The organism is Thermodesulfovibrionales bacterium (genome assembly GCA_026417875.1).
In the GTDB taxonomy this organism is placed as follows: Bacteria; Nitrospirota; Thermodesulfovibrionia; order Thermodesulfovibrionales; family CALJEL01; genus CALJEL01.
Map to the genome: position 1 here is coordinate 1 of JAOACK010000061.1, position 10,956 is coordinate 10,956.

General features: G+C 39.4%; 11 protein-coding genes. 2 read left to right on the plus strand and 9 right to left on the minus strand.

The features are described from left to right. From N2257_09245 to N2257_09280, 8 genes are all read right to left on the minus strand, one after another. The coding region (locus tag N2257_09245) for a cation acetate symporter (protein MCX7794569.1) at positions 1 to 517 on the minus strand (517 nt) is incomplete at its 3' end. A gap of 22 nt (positions 518 to 539) precedes the next feature. Beyond that, positions 540 to 806 carry a DUF4212 domain-containing protein gene (locus N2257_09250; protein ID MCX7794570.1) on the minus strand — a complete coding sequence of 89 codons (267 nt, stop codon included), beginning with the start codon at positions 804 to 806 and terminating at the stop codon, positions 540 to 542. Between the two features lie 73 nt (positions 807 to 879). Further along, on the minus strand, positions 880 to 1,557 hold the full coding sequence (locus tag N2257_09255) for a 3'-5' exonuclease (GenBank protein MCX7794571.1): 678 nt from the start codon (positions 1,555 to 1,557) through the stop codon (positions 880 to 882). A gap of 1 nt (position 1,558) precedes the next feature. Continuing rightward, complete coding sequence (locus tag N2257_09260; GenBank protein MCX7794572.1) at positions 1,559 to 3,463, minus strand: DUF294 nucleotidyltransferase-like domain-containing protein; 1,905 nt, start codon at positions 3,461 to 3,463, stop codon at positions 1,559 to 1,561. 161 nt (positions 3,464 to 3,624) lie between these two features. Further along, positions 3,625 to 4,977, minus strand: coding sequence for a sigma-54 dependent transcriptional regulator (locus N2257_09265; protein MCX7794573.1), 1,353 nt, complete (start codon positions 4,975 to 4,977; stop codon positions 3,625 to 3,627). A 32-nt stretch (positions 4,978 to 5,009) separates the two neighbouring features. Further along, the gene (locus tag N2257_09270) at positions 5,010 to 7,949 is read right to left on the minus strand and encodes an ATP-binding protein (GenBank protein ID MCX7794574.1); all 2,940 of its coding nucleotides are present in this window, start codon (positions 7,947 to 7,949) and stop codon (positions 5,010 to 5,012) included. Position 7,950: 1 nt separating this feature from the next. Next, positions 7,951 to 8,127, minus strand: coding sequence for a hypothetical protein (locus tag N2257_09275; protein MCX7794575.1), 177 nt, complete (start codon positions 8,125 to 8,127; stop codon positions 7,951 to 7,953). Between the two features lie 45 nt (positions 8,128 to 8,172). After that, on the minus strand, positions 8,173 to 8,826 hold the full coding sequence (locus tag N2257_09280; GenBank protein ID MCX7794576.1) for an HAD-IA family hydrolase: 654 nt from the start codon (positions 8,824 to 8,826) through the stop codon (positions 8,173 to 8,175). A gap of 65 nt (positions 8,827 to 8,891) precedes the next feature. Here N2257_09280 and rfbA point away from each other — a divergent pair, with 65 nt between their 5' ends. Both rfbA and rfbC read left to right on the plus strand, forming a co-directional pair. Beyond that, positions 8,892 to 9,761, plus strand: a complete 870-nt coding sequence (rfbA, locus tag N2257_09285) for a glucose-1-phosphate thymidylyltransferase RfbA (GenBank protein ID MCX7794577.1) — start codon at positions 8,892 to 8,894, stop codon at positions 9,759 to 9,761. 6 nt (positions 9,762 to 9,767) lie between these two features. Next, a complete protein-coding gene (rfbC, locus tag N2257_09290; GenBank protein MCX7794578.1) occupies positions 9,768 to 10,313 on the plus strand; it encodes a dTDP-4-dehydrorhamnose 3,5-epimerase in 546 nt (181 codons plus the stop codon). On the opposite strand, the gene N2257_09295 is transcribed toward rfbC, so the two are convergent. Further along, a partial coding sequence (locus N2257_09295) for an NAD(P)-dependent oxidoreductase (protein MCX7794579.1) occupies positions 10,299 to 10,956 on the minus strand: 658 nt, incomplete at its 5' end. The genes rfbC and N2257_09295 overlap by 15 nt on opposite strands.

The following is a 10,956-nucleotide window of genomic DNA, read 5'->3' on the forward strand; positions in this document are numbered from 1 at the left end:
TAAGAGACAGACCAAGAACAGCGTAAAAGAAAACTATTCCCATACCGATAAGGACTCCGGTATTTATATCAACCTCAAGAAACCTTGAGAATACAACTCCCACACCCCTCATCTGTCCAGCAACATATACAAAGGATATGAATATGGCACAGAGCACTGCAACCATACGGGCGAACTGGGAATAGTATCTTTCTCCCACAAACATGGGAACAGTGTATTTTCCGTATTTCCTTAAGTAGGGCGCCAGAAGCATTGCAAGCAGTACATATCCACCGGTCCATCCCATGAGATACATTGAGCCATCTCTTCCGAGAAAAGCTATCATTCCGGCCATTGAGATAAAGGAAGCAGCCGACATCCAGTCTGCACCTGTAGCCATTCCATTAAGCACAGGGTGTACCTGTTTTGCTGCCACATAGAATTCCCCTGTTGTCTTTGCCTTTGACCATATAGCAATGGCTATATATAGAGCAAAGGATGCTCCAACTATTATCCACGTCCAGGCTAATATACCCATCTCCTTTTCCTCCCTTTATATTTTATTTTTCGTGAACATCATATTTTCTGTCGAGCTCATTCATGAGCTTTACGTAAACTGCAATCAGAATCACAAAGGTTATAACAGATCCCTGCTGGGCAAACCAGAATCCTAGAGGAAAGCCAAATATCTTGATTTTATCAAGTTCATTTGCAAAGATTATCCCGAAAAGATAGGAGACAGTAAACCATATTGAAAGAAGTATTATTATGTATGTTAGATTCTGTCTCCAGTATGCCTTGAGTCTCTCTTTTCTTTCTTCTGACATCTTTACCTCCTTAAGATTATTTTTTAATTTTTAGATATAGACATTGAAGGGGGATTGAAATTAAAATGTCATTTCATCTCTCACCTCCTATCCTCAGCAGATCCCCCAGGCTCACGATTCCCTCCGATTTTAAAAAATGGATATACCTCTGAAATATCTGAGCTGTTATGAAAGCATCATAAAGTGCATTATGGAATTCAACTATATTTATATCAAGCTCTCTTGCCAGATCAAATAGGGTTTTCCCTTCTGATTTGCCTTCGTAAAAGGCATCGGCCTTTATTTTCCTTCGAGTGAGCCACTTATAAATCCTGATTGTATCCAGAACGGGGTTCTTAATTACTTTATTAAAAAGCCTTTTTAATTCTTTGTTTATGAAACTGACATCTATTGATACAAAATGTCCTACGATTATTCTGTTACCGCAGTAATGCAAAAACTCAGGAAGTATTTTCTCTATCTCAGGACAGAGGGATGATTCAGAGGGAGTTATACCGTGTATTAGAATGCTTTCTTTGTGGCAGAGGTCTGTATTGATAATTCTGTAAAAAAAATCTCCGAGTCTTATCCTGTCTCCATCCATCTTTACGGCACCGATGGAGACAATTGAATCCTTCTGGGGGTTAAGGCCGGTGAGTTCAAGATCAATCACAACATAACTGGCTTTATCAATGGGTATACTCATATCAATATAGTTAAATTTCCTGCTCAGGGCTACTTCTTTTCTTAATCTTTGTATAAATCTCAACATCTTACATTATCCTTCCAAGCATGTATCTCTGCTCTATAAAATCCTGGATATCTGATATTAGCCTGCAAACATCCTTCAGGGTCTTTTTTTCAAGATTGCTGAGTGTATTAGGGTTTATATAGTTGTCTGGCTTTTGACCTGATTCTAACTGCTGTAATTGATGTTCTATTCTTAAAAGCATTAAGAATTCAAAGGCGTGCTCTAATTCATCTCCATATTGTTTTACTGTATCATGAATTTCCTTCAATTTTTTAATTCTTTCAAGTGTTGATGTTTCGGGGATTCTTTTTTCCAGGCTGAAGAGTCTCACTATATTGAGCAAGGGTGCTATGCATTTAAACTTAAGGTTTAATTCATTTTTATGCTCTCCACTTTTCTCCACAATAAAGGTCTTGAAAAATCCTATAGGAGGTTTAACATTTACAGTAAGGCGAGCCATATGCACCAGGAATATGTCCTGATTTCTGAGAGTCTCAAGTAAATGTTCCCTCAGCTTTTCTCCAAGTGTAAGTTCTCCATGAACAGGTCTGAAATCAAAGAGGATTACAGAGGAAAGTATTGCCTGGGCTGTAGGAGTGGTGATCCAGTCGGAAAAATATTTTTTCCACACACTGATCGGCTGTCTCCATTTCGGATTATTAGCCATATAATTTCCGGGGCAGAGGGGAAAGCCACACTCAACAAGTGAGGAAATAACATATTCAGAAAAGGTATTAAAATACTCCTTTGCCTCTTTTGCCTCTTTTTCATCTGAAGGATCAGCATATATTATGGCATTGTCCTGGTCTGTTTTGAAGGTCTGTTCCTTTCTACCCTCACTTCCATAGGCAATCCAGCAGTAGGGAAGAGGAGGCTTGCCGAATCGCTTTTCTGAAAGCTCAAGAACCCTCTTTACAAGGCTGTCGTTTATTTCAGAGGTTATTTTTGTTATGTTGCTTGCCCGTGCACCTTCTTTAAGTAACAGGCCTACCAGTCTTGGTATTTTCTTTGATAGAGATGCGAGACCTTCAATGGTCTGCTGACTCTGTATTTCCTGAGCCAGTGCCAGAGGTGATGTGCCCTGCAGCAAGAGGAGGTCGTGATTTGTAAGTATTCCATTAAGCTCACCATTTTTTATTACAAGCAGATGATGAATCCTGTGCCTTATCATCTTCAGTATTGCTTCATAGCAGTAATCATTTGCATCCACCCTTATGAGGGGAAGGCTCATTATATTCGATATGGGTTCGTTCACATCCCTCGCCCTGGCAACAACCTTTTCTCTGAGATCTCTATCAGTCACAATACCAACAGGTAAATTTTTTTCATCCACAATAACCACCGAACTTATTTTGTTTTTTGCCATAATTTCTGCAGCTTCTCTTATCGTTATATTCTGATTAACGGTAATAACATTTTTTGAGGCAATATCCTCTATCCTGGTTGTGAAAAGGGCTCTATCAGGTGGTGTGAGAGAAAGACTCTTTTTCTGTATTTCTTTGAGTGTTTTGTCAAGATATCTTGAAAGGTGTGATTTTAAAAAATATTCTGTAAAAATTGCATTCCTGTCAAGTAATTGAAGAACCTTCTCCTTTGGCAATAGATAACAGATAGTATCCTCTGTAGCAATTACATTGGTCTTCTGTCCTTCATTTGACACAATTGACCACAGGCCGAAGTTATCACCCTCGCCACGATAATCAACTGTTATCTCTTCTCCTGATGGGCCTGTAATAAAGACCTTAACAGCACCCTTTTTTATTATCCTGAGACCCTCTGTGTTCAGACTTCCCTGTTTGAGTATGAGAGTACCTTTAGGATAGAATTCAAGGCTAAGATGGAGAGCAATTCCTTTCAGTTCCTCTTCCTGGAGGAACTGAAAGGGTGGTACATCCTTTAGAAATTTAATAATTTCTTCAATAAGCATAGTGAGTTTATAAAAATAAGCAAAATATGTGCCAGTTTTAAAAAATATATAACATATTGAAAAGACCATAAATTTTTTTGTTAATTCAGGTTTTGCTGTTACTAAAGGTAATTGTAAAAGGGATGGTAATTTTTACTTTTTGTAACAATTAACTTTTCGAACTATTTTCTCTGAATTCCCCAGCGCTTTCTTTTTTCCCAGAGAGATTTCCTTGTTATTCCAAGCATATCTGCAAGCTGTTGCTCTGTGTATTCATTCTGGTATTTCATTATAAATGCCTTTGTGTAATCCTCTATAGAGAGCTTATCTGTGAGTGCCTGTTCAGTAAAAGATTTTTCTTTTTTATGTAGAAGGTTCTCTGGTAGATGTTCCTTTTTTATAACACCGTTGTCCGATACCAGTACTGCCCTTTCTATTATATTCTGAAGTTCTCTTATATTACCAGGCCAGTTATAGGCTTTCAGGATTTCAATAACATCTCTATCAATCTTTACCAGATTCTTTCCATGCTCTCTTGAGTATTTTTCTACAAAATAATTAAGAAGGAGCTCTATGTCATTGCCCCTTTCTCTTAAAGGAGGAAGCTGGATGGTGATAACATTTATTCTGTAATAAAGGTCTTCCCTGAACCTTCCTTCCTTTACAAGCTGTAAGAGATCTCTGTTTGTTGCCGATATAAACCTTATATCTACCTTTACAGATTGATTGCTACCAATAGGTCTTATCTCCTGATCTTCAAGAACTCTCAGAAGCTTTGCCTGAAGTCCGGGGCTCAATTCTCCTATCTCATCAAGAAATACTGTGCCACCATTTGCCTCTTCAAAAAGGCCCCTCTTTGAACTCACGGCACCTGTAAATGCTCCTCTTACATGACCGAAGAATTCTGATTCAAGGAGGTTCTCGGGTATTGCACTACAGTTTATAGGAATGAAGGGCCTTTCTGCCCTGCTGCTGCTGAAATGTATTGCCCTTGCTATGAGTTCCTTACCTGTTCCTGTCTCTCCAAGGAGTAGCACATTGCTTTTTGCCTTTGCAATCTTTTTGACTTCTTCTATAATCTTTTTGATTGCCGGACTCTCTCCAATTATGTGGCTGAAGTCATAATGTTTCTCTATCTCCCGCCTGAGAAGAATATTTTCTCGCTGGAGAGCCTTCTGTCTCAGGGCATTTCTGACGATCTGTTTTATCTCCTCATGGATTATGGGTTTTATTACATAATCATAAGCACCTGCCCTGAGGGCCTCAACAGCGGTTTCAAGAGAGGCATAGGCTGTGATGATAATAACAATCTGGGCAGGCTCTTTTTCTTTTACTTTTTTTAAGAGCTCAATTCCATTAATGCCGGGAAGTATTATATCCGTGATAATCAGGTCATAAGAATTCTTTTCTATCATCTCGAGACCTGACTCTGCATCGGGAGCAAGGTCCACAGAATAACCTTCCTTTGTGAGAACCCTTTTAAGGGATGCTGCCAGAGTCTCTTCGTCTTCTATTATGAGGAGTCTTTCGTTCATAACTATTATTATAAAATAATAATCTGGTATCCTTAAACTGAATGTAACGGTAGCCTTATAAGGAAGGTGGTACCCTTGCCCTTTTTGCTCCTTACTGAGATGGAACCATTATGGTCCTTTATTATTCCGTAGCATATACTCAGACCAAGTCCTGTGCCCTTACCCGAGGGTTTTGTTGTGAAGAACGGATCAAATACTCTGTCGATGATTGAATCATCGATGCCGGTTCCACTGTCACTGAAGGATATCTCTACATAAGGTCCCTTTTTCTTTATGGATATATTAATTGTGCCACCATCTGGCATCGCATCCATTGAATTTAGAAAGAGATTCAGGAAGACCTGCTGTATCTGGTCAGGATTAAGAAAGAGGTCAGGCACCTGCTCTGTATCTATATTAAGCTTAATATTCTTAAATCTTTTATCATATTTTACAAGATTCACTGTCCTCTGGAGTATTTCCTCAAGACTGGAGATTTTCTTTTCTGAACTTGATATTCTTGCAAAATCGCTGAGGCTTCTTACAATCTTTGCGATTCTCTCAATGTGGCTTTTTATTGTTATCAGGGCTTCTTCTATAAATTTTTCATCTGGTTTATCTGTAAGAAGTTCCTGTACTAAGGACGAGATGGAGGCAAGGGGATTCCCTATCTCATGGGATATACCTGCAGTGAGTTTGCCTATACTTGCAAGCTTTGATGTCTGAAGGAGCTGCTCTTCCATTCTCTTTTTTTCTGTTATATCTTCAAATATTATTACATGACCGCCTGAAGGGTCTTTAAAGGGACTTATATTTATTCTGAATGTCTGGTGTAAGGGACTTTCAATGACCTTTTCTGCTGCCATGGATTTATTGAACTCCTCAATCTTCAGCCAGGGAATGAGTTCAGTCAAAGAGGTGTTTATAGCTCTTTTTCTGGGGATACCAGTGAGCGACTCCATCTCTCTGTTCCAGTATTTAACATTGAGGGAACTGTCAATAGTTATAATTCCCACGGGTGCACTTTCTATAATATTTTCACTGAATTCCTTGAGATAGGAGAGTTCCTTAAGTGCCTCGGTAAGTTCCTGTTTTGATAATCTCAGACTTTCCGTAATATTTTTTATTGATTCTGAGAGCTCGGCTCTTTCCTTTTCTGTAAGTATATGTTTATTTTCAAATATTATTGATGCTATAGAAGGCCCTATAGCACCTGAAAGTACCCTTTCCGCATGATTTCTCAATTCCAGGAGTTCCCTCTCATTTAGCTCTTCTTTATTTTTCTTTTTTTCAAGAAGGAATTCCTCAATCGCCCTTTCTGCTCCTTCTTTTCCAAGGTATCTTGAAAGAATATTTTCTATGGATTCAACAGAATAAGGTCCTCCATAGCCGAGTTCACCGGGCTTTTCATAGGACTCAACAAATACAAGTGCCTGTAACTCCTCATCCCTTGATTGTCTGGTGAATACCGAGACACCTGTAAATAATAGGAGATTAATAAGCATACTCCAGAGCAGGGAATGTCCCCATTTGCCCAATCCTTCTATTCCAAATAGTGCATGTGGATTGAAGATAGCAGAATGTATGAGTTTTCCAATTAATCCATCAGGCATTATGAGGCCTGCCCTTAGCAGTGCCGGTATAATGAGGGTATAAAACCAGATAATAAATCCACCCGTGATACCTGCAATTGCACCAATCTTTGTTGCCCTTTTCCAGTAAAGTCCAAGAAAGAAGGCTGGTGCAAAGAGTGTAACTGCTTCAAAGGACTTAAGGCCTATGTCTACGAGGCTATAAAATTCACCGATGGATATGGCAAAGAGATAGCCGAGAAATACAATTATCATTATCACGATCCTTTTAATATTAAGCACCATCCGTGCAAAGCCTTCTGCTTCATGGAATCTTATCACTGCAGGCATTACAAGACTGTTCATAACCATGGTACTCAGGGCAAGGGCTTCAACTATGACCATACCTGTTGCTGCAGAAAAGCCTCCGAGAAAGACAAAGAGGGAAAGGTACTTATTACCCTGTTCAAGAGGGATGGACAGGACAAAATAGTCTGCTCCGATAGGATCTCCTCCAAGAAGAAGGCCACCCAGGGCTGTGGGTATGACAAATATATTTATCAGAAATAAATATAAGGGAAAAAGCCAGGAGGCTGTCTTTACATGGGATTCACTGTAGTTTTCAACAACAGCCATCTGGAACTGTCTTGGAAGCAGCATTATTGCCATCATTGAAAGAAATGTCAGGGCAAACCATTCAGAATAATCGGTATCAGTCCGGCCGAGATAGAGTAGGACAGCATGTTCGGTCTCTTCAATTTTTCTTAATATGTCTCCAATACCATCAAAGAGTCCATAGGTTACAAAGAGTCCAACAAAGATAAAGGCTATGAGTTTTATCATTGATTCAAAGGCAATAGCAAAGACAAGGCCACCATGCCTTTCAGAGGAATCCAGTCTTCTTGCACCAAATATAATGGCAAAGACACCCAGCATTCCTGTGAATATCAAACCGGCAAAGGTACTTGCCTTTGTCTCGCCAGAGATTATACTGAAGGTGCTTATGATAGCCTTTATCTGTAGTCCAATATAGGGTGTTATACCCACAACTGCTACTACAGTAACAAGACCTGACAGAAAGAGGGATTTTCCGTATCTGGAACTTATGAAGTCAGATATAGTTGTTATCCTGTGGGTTTTTGCTAGTCTTATAACCTTAATTAACAGCACGGGCCATAGTGCTGCCATGAGGGTTGGGCCTGTGTATGTTGTTATAAAAGAAAGTCCTGAGGTTGCAGCCTTTCCAACACTACCATAAAATGTCCAGGAAGTACAGTAAACAGCAAGGGATAGAGAATAGATATAAGGATTATTTACAATGCTCTTTCCTGTGCCTTCCTTTTTTTCAGCATAATAGGCAAGTATGAAAAGGAGTATGAGATAGAAGAAGACTATTACAAAGAGATTTGCAGCCGAAAACATCTCACCTTTCTCTGTAAATAAAGGTAAAAAGTGCGATAGCGCCTATAAAGAATGCCCATATACCTGTCAGATAAAGCCATGCCTTTTTATGGGCAATAGCAAGAAATGGCCAGTTCAATAAAAGAAGACCTGTAAAGAAAAGAAAGAACCACACTTCAGGATTCAGAATCTTTTTCATTTATTTTTAGAGTATCACAGAAAAGAAATGAAGTTCAATATTTGCTCAAGATGAATACCGAATTCTTTTTAGAAGTTCAGGCAGGTCTTTTATGCTATCAATAATATAATCTGCATCAATAAGCATTTCTCTAGGTCTGTAACCATAGGTTACCGCAATAGTGGCTATGCCAGCAGATTTTCCTGTCATTACATCAAGTTCACTGTCGCCAATGATAACCGTTTCATCAGGACGGATATTCATCGTTTCAAGTACAGTAAATACAGGTACAGGTGATGGTTTTTTCTCAGGTGTGCTGTCACTTCCAAGGACCATATCAAAGTATTTTAAAAGGTCCAGTCCTTCAAGGGTCTTTTTTGATAGATATTCTCTCTTGTTTGAGATAACAGCCTTTTTGTAATCCCGGAGCTCTTCAAGCGTCTCCCTTACATGAGGATAGGGTCTTGTGTTGTCAATAATATGGATTTCATAATACTTAAGGAATTTTTCAATGACCTCTTTTAGCGGAATACCTGGATGGGGTCTAATAATTTCTTCTATAAGCTTTGTTATACCTCTTCCAATAAGAGATGTTATCTCCTTAACACTGTAAGGACCAATACCATAATCCTTCAGGGCATGGTTAATTGCATTTGTGATATCAACCCTTGAATCCACAAGGGTTCCATCAAGGTCAAATATGAGGAGTTTAATAGACATGAATAATTATAATAAACTATATAAGATAATTTGAACGACTATAGTTAAATTAACTGGGAGGTTTCATGAAAGGTATTATCCTTGCCGGTGGAAGTGGCACAAGGCTCTATCCAATAACTATTGGTACGGTAAAACAATTATTACCTGTATATGACAAGCCCATGATCTATTATCCCCTATCCGTTCTCATGCTTGCAGGAGTGAGGGAGATCCTTATAATCTCAACACCCGGGGATATTGATAGATTTAAAAGACTCTTTAATGACGGCAGTCATCTCGGTCTTAATTTTCAGTATGCAGTCCAGTCAGAGCCCAGGGGAATTGCAGAGGCACTTATAATTGGCGAGGAGTTTATTAACAAAGATAATGTGTGGTTGATCCTTGGAGATAATATATTCTTCGGTCACGGTCTTCCAGAGCTATTAAGAAGGGTCTCCGGCTATAAAGAGGGTGCTACAATATTTGGTTATTATGTGGCTGATCCCGGAAGATACGGGGTTGTAGAATTTGACCCTTCGGGTAAGGTTATATCCATTGAAGAAAAACCAGAAAAACCCAGGTCAAATTATGCAGTAACAGGCCTTTATTATTATGATAAAGATGCTCCAGAGATAGCAAAGACACTCAGGCCATCAAAAAGGGGTGAACTTGAAATTACTGATCTTAATAATGAATATCTTAAAAGAGGAAGACTAAGGGTGGAGCTCATGGGAAGGGGTTTTGCCTGGCTTGATACGGGTACTTACGATTCCCTTCTTGATGCCTCAGAATATGTAAGAATTATTGAGCAGAGGCAGGGACTCAAGATTGCCTGCATAGAGGAGATTGCCTACAGACTGGGTTATATAAATAGAGAACAGCTCTTGAGATTAGCAGAGCCCTTAAAGAAAAACTCTTATGGAAGGTATCTCCTTCAGATTGCTGAGGAGGAATAGAAGGATATGCCATTCAGTTTTTACAGACTTGAAATACCTGACCTTGTACTCATAGAGCCCGTGGTATTCGGTGATGAGAGGGGCTTTTTTCTTGAATTCTATAAGAGGTCTGAATTTTTAAAAGCTGGTATAAAAGAGGATTTTGTCCAGGACAATCATTCATGCTCTTTAAAGGGAGTCCTGAGAGGTCTTCATTTTCAGAAAGAGCCTGAGGCCCAGGGAAAACTGCTTAGATGTATAAGGGGAGAGATATTTGATGTTGCAGTGGACATAAGAAAGGGTTCTCCAACCTTCGGTAAATGGGTGAGCGTGATTCTTTCTGAAGACAATAGAAGAATGCTCTATATACCAGCCGGGTTTGCCCATGGTTTTCAGGTAATTAGCGAGCGTGCAGAGGTTATTTATAAGACCACAAAGGAATACTCACCTGAACATGAGGCTGGAATTATATGGAATGACCCCGAGCTCAATATAGACTGGCCCATTAAAGAACCGATTCTTTCAAAAAGGGATAAAGGATGGCCCTTTTTAAGGGATCTATATCAGCTTTAATCTCTCAAGAGTAGCTTCCTGCCATGCTGGTATAGAGATAGCGAGCAGTCTTGATATCTTCTGATTGCTCATTGCTGAGAAGGCAGGCCTTTTTGCAGGAAGATTGAAGATAGATGAGGGAACAGGATTTACTTTTTTCTTTATTCCAAGGTTTCTGAGGATAAATAAAGCCCACTCATATCTTGTGGTATAACCACTGTTTGTGAGATGATAAAGACCCGTGAGTCTCTCTCTCAATGCCCTGAGAGTTACATCCACAATGGTTGTTGTAGAAGTAGGGCAGGAGACCTCATCCTCGGCAATATCAAGATACTCCCTTTCTTTACACCACTGAAGAAGTTTATATATAAAATTCTGCCTTCCCTCACCAAAGACCCAGCTGACCCTGAAGATGAGATAGCTTACCAGCTCTTCTTTTATTGATAATTCACCCATGTACTTGCTTTTTCCATACATATTTATTGGATCGGGTATGTCCTCCTCTGTATAGGGTATTGCCTTTTTCCCGTTAAAGACATAGTCTGTGCTGAAATGGACAAGAAAGGCACTGATCTTCTTTGCTCCATAGGCCAGGTTTCTCACTCCTATGGTATTTGTGCGTACAGCTTCATAGTAGTTTGTTTCTGCAAGGTCCACATAGTTA

Bases quoted from the DNA above. Each gene is read 5' to 3' on its own strand.
- N2257_09260 (MCX7794572.1), bottom strand. From the start codon at position 3,463: ATGCTTATTGAAGAAATTATTAAATTTCTAAAGGATGTACCACCCTTT.
- rfbC (MCX7794578.1), top strand. From the start codon at position 9,768: ATGCCATTCAGTTTTTACAGACTTGAAATACCTGACCTTGTACTCATA.
- N2257_09280 (MCX7794576.1), bottom strand. From the start codon at position 8,826: ATGTCTATTAAACTCCTCATATTTGACCTTGATGGAACCCTTGTGGAT.
- N2257_09250 (MCX7794570.1), bottom strand. From the start codon at position 806: ATGTCAGAAGAAAGAAAAGAGAGACTCAAGGCATACTGGAGACAGAAT.
- N2257_09265 (MCX7794573.1), bottom strand. From the start codon at position 4,977: ATGAACGAAAGACTCCTCATAATAGAAGACGAAGAGACTCTGGCAGCA.
- rfbA (MCX7794577.1), top strand. From the start codon at position 8,892: ATGAAAGGTATTATCCTTGCCGGTGGAAGTGGCACAAGGCTCTATCCA.
- N2257_09255 (MCX7794571.1), bottom strand. From the start codon at position 1,557: ATGTTGAGATTTATACAAAGATTAAGAAAAGAAGTAGCCCTGAGCAGG.
- N2257_09275 (MCX7794575.1), bottom strand. From the start codon at position 8,127: ATGAAAAAGATTCTGAATCCTGAAGTGTGGTTCTTTCTTTTCTTTACA.
- N2257_09270 (MCX7794574.1), bottom strand. From the start codon at position 7,949: ATGTTTTCGGCTGCAAATCTCTTTGTAATAGTCTTCTTCTATCTCATA.